This is a genomic window from Aquiflexum sp. (assembly GCF_041751335.1).
GTDB lineage: Bacteria > Bacteroidota > Bacteroidia > Cytophagales > Cyclobacteriaceae > Aquiflexum.
Genome location: NZ_JBGSXS010000069.1, coordinates 1 through 14,654, shown reverse-complemented (window position 1 = coordinate 14,654; position 14,654 = coordinate 1). Strand labels below are relative to the sequence as shown.

The window sequence follows — 14,654 nt, the reverse complement described above, 5'->3', positions numbered from 1 at the left end:
CTTGGTTATGAGGTGTTATTGAAAGACGATTTTTCAATAGGAGCAGAGGCAATTTACAATCAAAGGGGATTTATCGATAATTTCATGGTAGTGGATGGATTTGGAAATCCTACGGGTGAAATTTTTTCAACCCAATTCAATTATGATTACATTTCTCTTCCTTTGAAGATTGGCAAATATGTTGGAAAAAAGATTTTTGGATTCGGGCATATCGGAATCGTCCCTTCAATTTTGATCAAGGATGAGATCATTCCCGGACTAGGTATCGGGATTCCGACCGATGCAGGGAATTTTGATTTGGCCGGTTTAGCTGAAATTGGCGGTGGGTATAGGATGGAAAAACTTTGGTTATTTGCTTCTGTCAATTACCTCCATAGTATAACCAATACGGCTATAACCAACACTGCCTTTTTTGGAAATGCCGATTTCAAGCATAAGGGAATGATATTTTCATTGGGATTAAAATATGGGTTGTAGGGTTTAATATTATCAACATTTTTTTGCTAACCATATTAACATTTAATATTTTTATCCCACCAATTGAAAATCTATGTACCTCAATTCCAATATTAAAGTCCTTAGAAAAAGGAAATCGATTACCCAAGAAAATATGGCAAGTGCCATTGGCATCAGCAGGTCAAAACTTGCAGGGTATGAATTGAATGTCAATCCTCCTTTAGACACGGTGATTTTGATCTCGGATTATTTGGGTGTGTCTGTGGATATTCTGTTGAGAAAAAAATTGGAAGATCTTTCTGAATATAAAATGAGAGAGTTACTGGAAACAGATCAATTTCTCAAAGGGAGAAACCTGCGTGTTTTGGCTACCACTGTGGACGCAGATGGCCGTGAACTGATAGAAGTTGTCTCCCAAAAGGTCAAAGCCAGTTATTTGGCAGGTTTTTCTGATCCAGATTTTATAGAAGAATTGCCCAGGTTTAACCTCCCTTTTTTGCCACAGGACAAAAAGTACCGTGTTTTTCAAGTGGATGGGGACTCCATGCTTCCGATTCCAGATGGTGCATGGATCGTATGTGAATATATTGATGATTGGACGGCTATCAAAGATGGTGGCAAATATGTAATTGTAACGGAAAGTGATGGCGTAACATTTAAACTTGCCTATAATCAAATCAAGGACAGCGAACGGCTTTTGCTCTGCTCATCCAACCCGATTTATAAGCCATTTGAGGTAGATATCAATGCTGTAAGAGAAGTATGGATGTTTAGATTGATGATGGTATAAGGAATATTTGACCAGAATTAAGTTGTAAATCATCTAAGTCGTATTCTTTTTTCGTACCTTAATTTGTCTGTTTTTACAATTTGATGAATGGCTTGTTTTGGATGTTTAGATTTTATAAATCTGTAATCAATAGAAAATCTTTTTGAAATTAATTGTTTTTTGAAAAGACAAAATGAGTTTTATTCCGTTGTACTAACATAGTGTGGAAGTGTTTATTGACAAATTGAGTATTAACCTTAACAGATCAGTAATCATGAGAGATAATGCGGTAATGAGAACCCCTTTGGGGAATGTTTTAGTCGAAACATGGGATGACTATCTTGTAAAACTTCAGTTTACGGATCTTCCGGAAACTGATAAATTTTTGGATGGTTTATTGATGGACATTAGGATTCAATTAGGTCTTTATTTTCAGGGGAAACAAAAAACCTTTGACATTCCTGTTGCTTTTGGAGGAACGGACTTTCAGCACAAGGTATGGATGGAAGTCAATAAAATTCCATTTGGAAAAACAAGTTCCTACGAAAAAATTGCAGTCAATATCGGAAATCCTCAAGCTGTTAGGGCAGTGGGCACTGCGATAGGTGCTAATCCTATTTTGATCATGTTGCCCTGTCACAGAATTGTAGGCAAATATGGTCAACTGATTGGATATGCTGGCGGACTTTGGAGAAAATCGCAGTTACTCGAAATTGAGCAAAAGGAGAAGGTGGGTAAGCAAGTCCCTATACAATTTTAAATGTTGGGGGTAAGGCCAAAATTTCATTTAATAAGACCACAAAAAAGCCAAGTTTGGATTCCCAAACTTGGCTTTTTTGTTCTAAATTTCAACTATCATCTTTTTAAATCAAAAAAGACATGTCTTCCTTAAATATCATAGAATATTCACCAGAACTGCAGCCCCATTTTGAAAGGATCAACAAACAATGGGTTGAGCATTATTTTAACCTTGAACCGATTGACTTGCTACAATTGGAAAACCCTGAAGAAACAATTTTGGATAAAGGCGGCGCTATTTTATTTGCAAAAGATGGAGAAGAAATCATTGGTACTGTGGGTTTGAGTAAGGTGGAGGAGGGTGTATTTGAAATGATTAAGATGGGAGTTATTCCTGAAGCACAAGGGAAAAAAGCCGGACTATTGCTCGGTCAAGCAATCTTGAAAAAAGCAAAAATAATGGGAGCGAATAAGGTCATCCTTTATTCCAACAGTAAGCTTGTAGCAGCACTACATCTTTACAAAAAGCTTGGATTTAAAGAATTGGTGCCGGAATGTGGCAAATACAGCCGATGTGATGTGAAAATGGAGATGGATTTATGATTGTTGATTTTTAGCCATTATTGTGATTTTCCTATACCTTTGCAATCCAAATTTCAAATTTTATCGCTCAGCGGTTCAATAACCCGCTTCATCAAAAATTATGGAAAATACAAAAGAAGAAATAAAAGCGGGGAAGATGCTCCCTGTGATGGAAACATTTTATACCATTCAGGGAGAGGGAGTGCATACTGGTTCGGCAGCTTATTTTATAAGATTGGGAGGCTGTGACGTGGGTTGTGTTTGGTGCGATGTTAAGGATTCTTGGGATGCAGGAAAATGGCCAATTACCAGCATTCATGAAATAGTTACTGCTGCATTGGAATATCCCGGAAGACTTGTTGTCATTACCGGTGGTGAGCCTTTGATGTATAACTTAGAACCTTTGACAGCGTTATTGCATGAGTATGGTTTTAAAATCCATATTGAAACATCGGGAGTTTACCCAGTAACAGGAGATTTTGATTGGATATGTTTTTCACCCAAAAAATTCAAAAATCCCCATCCGGACATATATAGTTTTGCTGATGAATTGAAGGTGGTAATCTACCATAAGTCTGATTTTGATTTTGCTGAACAGCATGCGCAAAAGGTCAAAGATTCCTGTAAAAAATTGCTTCAACCTGAATGGAGTAAGCGGGGAATTATGACCGAGCAAATCATAAATTATGTTAAATCCTTTCCAAATTGGAAAATATCGCTGCAAACCCATAAATTTATGGACATACCTTAATCCCATGAAATCAGCTGCCTTTTTATTGATGATGGTTTTATTTGTCCATACTTCCTTTGGACAAACATATACGATCATTGACAGTCGAGCAATCAAACTTCATCAAGAGGGGGACGAATTGGTTCAAAGGAGACAATATGATGATGCCATATTGAAATATAAGGCCTCAATTCAAAGGGAGGCAAGCTTTTTGGAATCCTATCTCAAGATGGGAAGAATATTCCTGACAAAAGGAGATCCGAATGAAGCCTTGGAAATTTCGGCAAAGGGAGAAGCTAGAGCGCGTACCTCTTCAAAAGCCTCAAATCATCTAAAAGGAGAATTTAACTGGCTCAATCTTCATTCCTACTTAGCTATAGGAGAATTTCAAAAAGCTATTGAGCAATTTGGGATGGCAGATATACTGTTGGATCCAAGTTTCAAGAGAGTAAATGAATACAAGGAAACAAAGTTCCAAGTCAGATTTCTGGAAAATCAGTTGGAGAATGTTCTTTTGATAGAAAAGGAAATCTTGCCTTATCCATTGAATCAATTTAAACTTCAGTACTTTCCAGTCCTGACCGCGGATAGTAAAAAGATTATTTTTGTAAAAAGAGATGGATTACAGAATTTTGAACATGAGGATATTTTTGTCAGTTATTTTTCAGAAGAACAACAGATATGGTCAGACCCCCAAAGCATATCCAGAAACATCAATACCAACTATAATGAAGGTACCTGTACCATTTCCGCAGATGGTAATATCCTGATTTTCTCTTCCTGTGAAACGCCAGATACATTGGGTGACTGTGACCTATATATTGTTTACAAAATCAACGACACTTGGCAGCGTCCTCTTAACATGGGTAAAAATGTGAATTCAAGATTTTGGGATTCACAGCCATCTTTATCTGCTGATGGCAGAATCATGTTCTTCTCCTCAAACCGCAGAGGAGGATATGGGGGCAATGATATCTATTACACGCTAAGGATGCCTGATGGATCTTGGTCAGAAGCTAAGAATCTTGGGTCCAAAGTGAATTCACCCAAAGATGAGGTTTCTCCCTTTATTTATTTCAACAATGAAATATTGTTTTTTGCTTCAAGTGGTCACCGTGGATTTGGTGGTCTGGATTTATTTGTTTCCAGGGTTGTAAATGGAGAATTTTCGGAACCTGAAAATCTGGGTTATCCTATCAATGACCAGCAGGATCAATACTCGTTGTTTATCACAGCCCAAAAAGATTATGCCTACTATACCGAGAGTACTTATATAGGCAATAAAGTAGAGAGGTCTTTTTTATATAGGTTCAAATTTCCAGAGGAGATAGCATTGGGTGAAAACCTCATTGTGACCCAAGGAAAAGTTCTCAATGGAAAAACAGGAGAACCCATAGATGCAAGACTTTCATTGGTCAGCCTGAGTAATGACAGTACCCTTTATGAGTTCAGATCAGATGGGAAAACAGGAGATTTCATGATGCTATATCCAGATAAAGCTTTTTCCGGCTTATATGTGGAAAAAGAAGGTTATCTACCCAAAATCTATAATGTGGAAAAAGATAACTTGAAAGACCAGAAAAATCTCTTGGTAACCCTTATTCCAATAGCGCCTGGCGAAGAGTTTATTTTCGAAAACATTTTTTTTGATTTTGACAAAGATGACCTTAAGCCTGAATCCATGAGTTCGTTAAAAAGGCTTCAAGCCTTTTTAATTGAAAATCCAAAAGTTTCGATCAATATCATAGGTCATACTGACAATGTAGGAAATGCAGGATATAATGAAAATCTGAGTAAAAGGAGGGCAGAGAGTGTACGCGTGTATTTGCTTAAAAATGGCATTAAAGAAAGCAGGGTAGATGCCGTGGGTAAAGGTCAGAGTGAGCCAATGGTGCCTAATGACACAGCAGAAAACAGGGCACTCAATAGAAGGATTACAGTGTCCATCCAATAAGTATTCTGGCTTTTTTAATCTTATATTTTAAATTATTTTAAATAAATAGTATTATTTTAAATATGAATAATATAAATAAATTAATTTTTTGTGAAAAATATTTAAAAACAACTACAAAATGAGTTTCGATGCATTTTTTTCGCTGTGAAATACGCTTTAATGTGTCTAAATATTTTAATTATTATTGAAAAAAGTATTGATTATGAGCTAGATAGCAAATTAGTTATGAACTAATTAATTTGACAGATAGGTTACTTTTCGATTTTTTCTCTAAAAATCTGATGAAAATTCAAGAAATTATTTAAGAAATTAAAAAAAAATTAAATTTTGGTATTTAGTATAAATAAGTATTTTAATTTTAAAATATTATTATTAATTAAAGTAATAGATTAAAAAAGAAAACTATTTTAGTTTATTACCAAATTTAATTTTTACAAAGATTTTATCTTTGATATATTATTTTTTTGAAAAATATTGTAATATTTAAAGTTAAAGGATAAAATTGGGTAAAATTATTTGCTCTTCACCTAAATATGAGAAAGTTTTTGTTTATCAAGTCAATACTTGTATTGATCTTGTCGGCTGCATTCGGTCAGGACCGAATAGTCTCCGGTACTGTGATATCGGCTGAGGATGGTTTTGTTATGCCGGGTGTAACTGTAATGGTAAAGGGAACCATGATCGGTACAGCTACAGACTTGGATGGAAAATATTCATTGAGTGTCCCTGAAAGCAACAATGTTTTGGTATTCCGGTTTATCGGATCGGTATTTCAAGAAGCTTTGGTTGACAACAGGTCTAATGTCAATGTTTCGTTGAAACCAGATACTAAAAGCTTGGAAGAATTTGTGGTAACTGGGTATAGTGTCCAAGCCAAGCGTGAAATTACGGGAGCTGTATCTTCAGTCAAGGGAGAACTCATAGAAAACCTTCCGATGCAATCTTTTGATCGCGCATTACAGGGAAGGGCAGCAGGTGTCCATGTTTCTTCAGCTAACGGGCTTCCTGGTGGTGCTGTAAATATCAGAATCCGTGGTACAGGTTCTATCAATGCTGGCAATGAACCGCTATATGTAGTAGATGGCGTTCAGATCAATTCTCGGGATGATGCTACTTTTACCCAATCGAATCCGTTGGCCTTCCTCAATACGAATGATATTGAATCCATCGAAATTCTTAAAGATGCTGCTTCTGCTGCCATATATGGTGCGCAAGCTGCTAATGGAGTGGTAATCATTACCACCAGAAAAGGTAAGCAGGGCAAAGCCCAATTTAATTTTAATTCTTTTGTGGGAAGTAGTCAGCCATTGAAATTTTTGGATGTCTACAATTCCCAGGAATGGTATCAACTTAGAAAAGAAGCTTGGTCAAATACTGGCAGTCCAATAGCTGTAGCAAACACCCTGAATAATATGGGAATTCTCCCCTCCAATTGGCAAAGTCTAAGTCCTGAGCAATTAGACGCCGTGGCTGCTGATCTTTCTACATATGATTGGCAAAGACAGATGATAGGATCGGGAAGTTTGCAAAATTATGAGCTTGCCGTTTCGGGTGGAGATGACAGAACTCTTTTTAGGATTTCGGGATCGTACAACTATCAAGAAAGTACTTTTAAGCCGGTTGATTTCGAGAGGGGGACTTTATCCATAGCCCTCAGTCATCAAGCCAATCCAAGACTAAGAATTGAAAATAGTCTTAACATTTCCACCTTTGGACAGAATATACCATTTGCTACCTCTGGTTCATTCTTGGGCAATCCGGCATTCTCGTCCTCTCTGATTTTGCCACATAATGCGATATTCAATGAAGACGGCTCATTCAATACCAATATCGCGGGGGTTTTGAACCAAAATATAGCCATGGTCAATGCTTACAACTCCGGGAGTCAAAGGACAAATACCTTGGTAGGTAATCTTGGTGCAAACTATCAGATTATGGAAAACCTGATATTCCGATCACTGGTTGGGTTAGATTACCGCATGGTGCAGGGTGAACAGTTCAGAGACCCAAGAACACCCGATGGGGCGGGAATCAGAGGACGTGCTTCTGCACAGTCCAATTGGAATGTGAATTTTATCACTACACAGACCTTAAACTGGTTCAAGACTTTTGCCTTTGACCATACCGTTTCTGTATTGGGTGGTATGGAATATAGGTCAGAAACCAATGAGGGTCTGTTTGGGTCTGCTATTGGTTTTCCTTCATTTGAATTCAGGACGATTCAATCCGGTGCCACCCCCGAAAATATTTCAGCTTTTTGGTCAGGATACAGAAGAATAGGGTCTTTTGCTTCAGTTAATTATGATTTCAGGAAAAAATATATGCTGACACTGACCGGTCGCTATGATGGATCTTCCAGATTCGGAATGGATACACAATATGGTTTTTTTCCATCTGTGAGAGTAGGTTGGTATCTTAAAGAGGAGTCTTTCCTGCGAAATTCTGACATAATTTCTGAATTGAAAATCAGAGCATCCTATGGCAAAACCGGAAATGATCAAATTGGGAATTTCTCTGCAAGGGGACTATATGGCGCTGCTGGAAATTATGCCGGTGCCGGAGGTATTAGGCCCTTAGGTCTCGAAAACAGAAACCTCAGCTGGGAAATCAACCAATCGATTAATTTTGGAGTGGATTTCGGTTTGTTATCCAATCGATTTATAGGCTCAGTTGATCTTTTTAACCGTAAATCCAAAGATTTATTGTTGGATCTTCCTGTCATTGCTTCTAATGGATTTACCTCAGTTACCACAAATGTGGGAGAATTGATGAACAGAGGGATAGAACTTGAGCTTACAGCTATCAATTTGGAGAGAGGCGGATTTAAATGGAGCACTAGTTTCAATTACACCTACATCGAAAATGAAATCACCAAACTTTATGGAAATAATATGTTCCTGCCCTCAGACCCATCAATTGCCGTTGGGCATTCTTTGGGGACCCATTTTACACAGCAATATGCAGGTGTAAATCCAGCAACAGGAAGACCGATGTGGTATGATAGAAATGGCAATATTACCTACCAACCTGTTGCGGAAGACAGGGTATACTTAGGAAATTCTCTTCCAAGCCATTATGGTGGAATTCAAAATGCCTTTTACTTCAAAGGATTTGAGGCCATTGTTTTTTTCAATTATGAATACGGTCGCATTATTCCAGATGGACAGTACAATTCTCTGAGAGAAAATGGAACACGACTTACTACCAATGCACTCAGAGAGGTAGCTGACAGAAGATGGACAAGCCCGGGGCAGATCACTGATATCCCTAGACCTTATGCGGGTGGTCCAGAAGTAAGGTCTGTCAATATGAATACAGGTTCTGCTGTATTGTTAAAAGCTGATTACATCCGTTTAAAACAACTCACATTGGCTTACAATTTTAAACCTGAACTGATCAGAGGTCTTGGACTTTCTACTGTTCGGATCTTTGCACAGGGGATCAATTTGTGGACCTATACAGATTATCCTGGCTATGACCCCGAATTCCTTGGAGCGGCCACAGGGATCATTCCTCAGACAAAAAACTACACCCTAGGAATTCAGGCAGGATTCTAATTGAATAAAAATTATGAAAATCATTATTTACAATATGTTGAAATCTCTTGGGCTGGCAATTGTAATTGCTTTTCCCCTGGTTTCCTGTGAAGGTATCCTGAAGGTTGATCCAAGACAGTCCATAGCTGGATTTGATGCTCTTAGCACTCCTGAGAATATGGAGGCAGCGCTTAATTCACCCTATGCGAGACTGAGGGCAGTCTCTGCATACGGCAGGAACCTAACTTCATTTGGGGATGCCTTGGCAGACAATGGTCTAGCAACAAATAACTCAGGACGGCTGTTCAACGAGACTCGAAATCAACCTTATTCCCACTATGCCCATTGGACAAACTTTTATTTTGGGATCAATGAACTAAATCTGTTTTTGGAGGCTATTCCGGGTGTTCAAGGGACTCCCGCAGTACCAGCTTCCACAAAAAGCAGATGGGAAGGGGAAGCGAAATTCCTTCGGGCACTTTTTTACTTTGATCTGGTTAAGGCATATGCATACTTACCAGGAGTGACTGTACCGGAACTTGATAAAGGCGGAATCCCACTGGTTTTGGAAGGTGTCAGAACATCAGATATTGAAAAAGCACTCAACAGACAGACGGCAAGGTCAAGCGTAGAACAGGTTTATGCCCAAATTTATAAAGATCTTGAAGATGCCATCCGTCTTTTGAATGACAATCGTGGTATTCAATTTGCCTCCCAATCTGCTGCCAAGGCATTACTCTCAAGAGTTGCACTTTATAACCAAGATTGGGTAAAAGCAGCGGATCTGTCCAATGAAGCATTGGCCTCCTCAAGAGGTAAATTATTGGAAGGTGACGATTATATCGCAGGGTGGAGGTTATCTGTACACCCTGAATCCATTTTCGACCTTAGGTTTGAAAATGCTTCTGAAAGCAACGGTGCCAATGAATCTATCCAAGCCACTTATACAACCATCAGAAATCTTGAAAATACAACACAAGTTGGAGGTTGGGGTGACCTGATCCCTACCCCTGCGTTTGTCAACTTAATGGGGATTTCGGTGACCGGTACAGGGCCAAATTTGGTAATTGCCGATAGGGGAAAAGATGTCAGGGCATTCCAATTTGAAGTCGGTCCGGGAAGGGTTGCAAATGGTTCCGGAAGACGGATGGAATGCATTAAGTTTGCTTCAAAAAGCGGCTTTGCCTTCGGGGACAATATTCCGGTAATCAGGAAATCTGAAATGCTGCTAAACAGGATGGAAGCATATTTCCATCTGGGTCAAGAGGATCTGGCTTTAGAGGATTTGAATTTTCTCAAAAAAGCCAGAGGCGTGGAAGAAGTGGATCTCAGTGGTGAGGATTTGCTCTCTGAGATATTGTTGGAAAGGAGAAAGGAATTAGCATTTGAAGGTCATCGTTTTTTGGATCTCAAAAGATATGGAAAGGATATTATAAAGCAGCAAGGAAATGTTCCATTTTCAGATTTTAGGATTCTGGCAAACATCCCACAAGCGGAAGTGGATGGCAATAAAAACTTAGAACAAAATGCTGGATATTAAATTGGATAATCAAATGAAAAAATTTATAGGACTCTTTTTGGTTTTGATCTGTATGTACACAAGTTCATGCATAGAGCAGGAATTCCCTTTATTTGAAGATTCGCTGATTGAATGGGACGCCACAGTGATGAACAGTCCAGTATTGGGTAAAGATTTTCCTCTATTAATAAGGGTGCCACGCCCTACTTTTGCTTTAGCAACTTCAGATCCCTTGATCACGAGAAGAACTGGGGCACTTAGCCTTAGGGTAAATTTTGTAAGCCCACAAAAAGCCAATGATGAATTGTTTACTTATAGGGTAGTTGCAGGTGAAACTACAGCAATAGAGGGTATACATTTCAACATCAGCGGTCAGGAAGCCATATCCGCCAATTCCAGTTTTGCAGATGTCCAAATCCAGATACTGGATCCCGGTGCAGGAACAGGTCCTGTTGATTTGGTATTGGAATTAGTAGGAAATGGCACGGTCAAGCCCAGTGAGCGCTATAAGCGGGTTGGTATCAGAATTTCACAGCAATAGCTATCAACGCAAAAATTTTCTAAGATCAAAAAATTCCTTTTTTAAATAAAAATCTTTTATGATCAAGTTATGCCCTTTTACCATTGCTATTTGTTTATCTCTTTTCACATTTCAGGCATTAGGACAGGTAGAAACACTACTTGATGTGAGCGTTCCCGGTGCTCCATTGATAGCAAATGCATACCCAGAAGTCAAAGGGGATCCATATATGGGAAATTTTACCCAAGGGGCTATTTTGGTAAGTAAAAAAGACACCATTAGTAATATTGCCATTAGGTTTAATTTATTTGGAAATATGCTGGAGGTTAATAGATTGGGTGAATTGATGGGCTATTCAGGAAAAAATATTCTTGGTTTTATTATTGAGCCATCGGGTTCCAAAGAAATCTATAAATCAGGATTTGATCTTCCCAAGTTAGGGAAAGGGACTTTTGCACAGGTTTTGACAGAGGGAGAATATACCCTTTTGAAATACAAGTCCAAATACATTTCCGATGATCCATCAGCTGCCTATGGATCCCAAAAATCAAAAGCCTTCCAAAGCAAAATGGAATTTTTTATTGCTCATAAAGAAACCGTAATTCCTTTTAAAACAAAGCGTAAACAATTAATAGATGCATTTGGCGATGATACTCCCAAAGTATTGGACCTGATAGGGAAAATGAATCTAGACCTCAGGGATGAGGAAGATATGGTCAAATTGATACGGTCTTTGAACAATTGATTCAGGTCGACTTACTCTTGCATTTATTTTTGATTTTCATTCTCTTGGGAATGCCTATGTTTTTGTGAAGAATAGCTTTATTTTTGCACACCGAAATCAGGAATACCCTATCATGGTACACGTTTGTAGAAAAGAGCATTTTAATGCCGCACATAAGCTTTGGAATCCAAATTGGACAGAGGAGAAAAATAAGGAGGTTTTTGGACCTTGCTCCAATGTCAATTGGCATGGGCACAATTTTGAACTTATCGTGACGGTCAAAGGTCTTCCTGACCCTGAAACCGGTTTTGTAGTGGACCTAAAAGCGCTGAGTATTTTGATCAAAACTTTGGTGATTGACAAAGTGGATCACAAAAACCTCAACGTGGATGTTGACTTTATGCAGGGTAAAATGGCAAGCTGCGAAAACCTCGTTATGGAATTTTGGAAAATACTCCTACCTGCCGTCAATGAGATCGTTCCCCAAGGAGGCCTCTACAAACTAACTCTTTACGAAACTCCCAGAAATTTTGTGGAGTACTTTGGTGAGTAGGATTTAGTTTACCATAGAGTGCTCGGAAGACACAGAGGGTATGTTAATGAAGGATGTTTACCACAAAGGATATAGAATTTAAGGTTCTATTATCTTCATGAGTAAACCTAAATATTGTTTTTAAAAATTCACTATCAAATATATTTCTCAGAGTACACTGAGCGCTTTGTGTTAAAATTAAAATGCGATACTATATCATATCAGGTGAAAGATCCGGGGACTTACATGCCTCCAATTTGATCAGAGCGATCAAGGGTTTGGATAGTGATGCTTCTTTTCGTGGTATGGGTGGAGATTTTTCGAGTGCCGAAGGGCAGAAGCTCAGAGTCCACTATGAGGAAGTGGCTTTGATGGGATTTATAGAGGTTGCGTTGGGATTCAGAAAAGTCCTGAAATTTCTGAGGATTGTCAAAGAGGATATTATTGCAAACAGACCTGATGTATTGATTCTGGTAGATTATGGCGGATTCAATATGAAGATAGCGGAATTTGCAAAGAAACATTCCATCCCTGTTCATTATTACATCCCACCAAAAGTCTGGGCTTGGAACCAAAAAAGGGCTATGAAGATCAAAGCCTTCACAGACCAGGTTTATTGCATATTGCCGTTTGAGCCGGCTTTTTTTGAGAAATTTGGGATTAAAGTCCATTATGTAGGCAACCCTCTTTTGGATGAAATAGCCAAATTTGAACCTCATCCTTTTTTTCACCAAAAGAATGAATTGAGCTACAGCCCCATCATTGCATTGCTGCCGGGAAGCAGAAAGCAGGAAATCCAAAATATGATGCGGGTGATGTTAGAGGTGGTCAGGAATTTTCCCCAGGCCCAGTTCGTCATTGCCGGAGTTTCCAATCTATCTTCTACACTCTATGAACCTGCCATCAAAGCAGGTATTAAAGTTATTTTTGATCAGACTTATGACCTGTTACATCATGCCAATGCGGCCATCGTGACTTCCGGAACAGCTACCCTTGAGACCGCACTATTTAGGGTACCTCAGGTGGTTGTTTACAAAACCAGCTTTGTGAGTTATGCCATAGCAAAAAGATTGATCAAAGTTTCGTTTATTTCATTGGTAAATTTGATTGCCGAAAGGGAAGTGGTAGCGGAACTTATTCAGGGAGAATTTAATGTTCAAAGACTGAGTCTGGAATTGAATAAAATTCTGGCAGATATATATCATAAAGCTGCCATCTTAGATGGCTATACAGAAATAAAAGAAAAACTCGGAGGAGATTCAGCATCTGATGCCACAGCCAAAATGATCGTTGGGAGCTTGAAGATTTGACACTAAGTGGTTTGAGTTTTTTTTGATTACCACATAGGATAACACAGAGCCCTTCTTAAATTGATAAATGGTTATTCGAAAATTAAAAATATCCATGAAAACCACCAATGACATCCTCAAACTGGGTGATCCCAGACTATATGAAATCTGCGAAGCAGTCCAAAAAGAAGAACTTCCCTTCGTTCAAACATGGGTAAAAGATCTACATGAAGCCATGGAGGATATTCGGACCAGATATGGTTTTGGTAGGGGTATCGCCGCACCACAATTGGGAATCATGAAAAGGCTTTTTTACCTGAATCTCGACAAACCCTACATCATCATCAACCCAGAAATCAAAAATCCAAGCCCAGATCTATTTGAGCTTTGGGATGATTGCATGAGTTTCCCAAATCTCTTGGTAAAAGTTAAAAGACACCAATCGCTGACTTTGGAATATTTGGATGAAAACTGGCAAAAACAAAATTGGAATGTAGAAGGAGCTATTTCGGAACTTGTCCAGCATGAATATGACCATTTGGATGGCATCCTTTGTACGATGAAGGCAGTGGATGATAAGGCGTTTAAGTGGAAGGGTTGAGGTGGAATTTTAAAAGAAGCCTTAGGGAATGATAGATGTCCTACTTTTTCAAAACAATCCTCCCGTGTTGGTATTTTAAAACCGAAACAAGATTCTTAAAATCACATGCTCATGATATGTGATTTATGTAACTATTATATTTCAATTTTTTAATAACCTTTTAATTATAAGGGCTATATTGTATGCCCGAGTAAAATTCAGTACGCGTCACCCATTACCGATCGCTCTTCACCCATGAAATTATTACCGGATGCATTATTGGTGCTATTATTGTATGCACCTATCTGTTCGATTGCACAGGTTCAAAACAATGGCAACTTGAGAATGCATCAAGGGTCCGAAATCGGATTTTTTGGTAATTTCTCAAACAAAGGGACCTTTACCAATAATATGGGGACGCTACATGCTGTTGGATCAGACGCTCAGACATTCAATGGAACCAATCCAATCCAAGCTAAAAATTTTACCATTAACAAATCCAGCAATGCACTGCAGGTAGACAATGTATTGCAAATTGTAGGTGAGCTTACATTTGCAAATGGCATCATACTTACTGATCGCGTGGATATTGCAACTGAATTTGTGGATTTCCTTGATGGAGCCTCTCATGCCGGAGCAAGCAACGATAGTCATATTGATGGAGTTATACGCAAAACCGGAAAAGATAACTTTGTTTTCCCTACAGGGGATAATGCAATTTTGAG

At 38.6% G+C, this 14,654-nt stretch carries 14 protein-coding genes; all 14 read left to right on the top strand.

Annotation, left to right across the window (positions count from 1 at the left end):
- On the top strand, positions 1-477 hold a 477-nt coding region (locus ACEW8U_RS04270; protein ID WP_373520795.1), incomplete at its 5' end, for an outer membrane beta-barrel protein.
- 73 nt (positions 478-550) lie between these two features.
- On the top strand, positions 551-1,246 hold the full coding sequence (locus tag ACEW8U_RS04265) for an XRE family transcriptional regulator (protein WP_373520794.1): 696 nt from the start codon (positions 551-553) through the stop codon (positions 1,244-1,246).
- Between the two features lie 253 nt (positions 1,247-1,499).
- Positions 1,500-1,985: a methylated-DNA--[protein]-cysteine S-methyltransferase gene (locus tag ACEW8U_RS04260; RefSeq protein ID WP_373520793.1), complete on the top strand. Its 486-nt coding sequence runs from the start codon at positions 1,500-1,502 to the stop codon at positions 1,983-1,985.
- A 119-nt stretch (positions 1,986-2,104) separates the two neighbouring features.
- On the top strand, positions 2,105-2,566 hold the full coding sequence (locus ACEW8U_RS04255; protein ID WP_373520792.1) for a GNAT family N-acetyltransferase: 462 nt from the start codon (positions 2,105-2,107) through the stop codon (positions 2,564-2,566).
- Between the two features lie 100 nt (positions 2,567-2,666).
- The gene (locus ACEW8U_RS04250) at positions 2,667-3,296 is read left to right on the top strand and encodes a 7-carboxy-7-deazaguanine synthase QueE (RefSeq protein WP_373520791.1); all 630 of its coding nucleotides are present in this window, start codon (positions 2,667-2,669) and stop codon (positions 3,294-3,296) included.
- 4 nt (positions 3,297-3,300) lie between these two features.
- Positions 3,301-5,229, top strand: coding sequence for an OmpA family protein (locus ACEW8U_RS04245; protein WP_373520790.1), 1,929 nt, complete (start codon positions 3,301-3,303; stop codon positions 5,227-5,229).
- A gap of 533 nt (positions 5,230-5,762) precedes the next feature.
- Positions 5,763-8,786 carry a SusC/RagA family TonB-linked outer membrane protein gene (locus tag ACEW8U_RS04240; protein WP_373520789.1) on the top strand — a complete coding sequence of 1,008 codons (3,024 nt, stop codon included), beginning with the start codon at positions 5,763-5,765 and terminating at the stop codon, positions 8,784-8,786.
- 13 nt (positions 8,787-8,799) lie between these two features.
- Positions 8,800-10,305, top strand: a complete 1,506-nt coding sequence (locus ACEW8U_RS04235) for a RagB/SusD family nutrient uptake outer membrane protein (RefSeq protein ID WP_373520788.1) — start codon at positions 8,800-8,802, stop codon at positions 10,303-10,305.
- Positions 10,306-10,318: 13 nt separating this feature from the next.
- On the top strand, positions 10,319-10,825 hold the full coding sequence (locus ACEW8U_RS04230; protein ID WP_373520787.1) for a DUF4843 domain-containing protein: 507 nt from the start codon (positions 10,319-10,321) through the stop codon (positions 10,823-10,825).
- A 58-nt stretch (positions 10,826-10,883) separates the two neighbouring features.
- On the top strand, positions 10,884-11,549 hold the full coding sequence (locus ACEW8U_RS04225; RefSeq protein WP_373520786.1) for a hypothetical protein: 666 nt from the start codon (positions 10,884-10,886) through the stop codon (positions 11,547-11,549).
- 112 nt (positions 11,550-11,661) lie between these two features.
- Positions 11,662-12,081, top strand: a complete 420-nt coding sequence (locus ACEW8U_RS04220; RefSeq protein WP_373520785.1) for a 6-pyruvoyl tetrahydropterin synthase family protein — start codon at positions 11,662-11,664, stop codon at positions 12,079-12,081.
- Between the two features lie 182 nt (positions 12,082-12,263).
- Positions 12,264-13,370 (top strand): lipid-A-disaccharide synthase, encoded by a 1,107-nt coding sequence (lpxB, locus tag ACEW8U_RS04215; RefSeq protein ID WP_373520784.1) that lies wholly within the window; start codon positions 12,264-12,266, stop codon positions 13,368-13,370.
- Positions 13,371-13,464: 94 nt separating this feature from the next.
- Positions 13,465-13,950, top strand: a complete 486-nt coding sequence (locus tag ACEW8U_RS04210; RefSeq protein ID WP_373520783.1) for a peptide deformylase — start codon at positions 13,465-13,467, stop codon at positions 13,948-13,950.
- Positions 13,951-14,184: 234 nt separating this feature from the next.
- On the top strand, positions 14,185-14,654 hold a 470-nt coding region (locus ACEW8U_RS04205), incomplete at its 3' end, for a hypothetical protein (protein ID WP_373520782.1).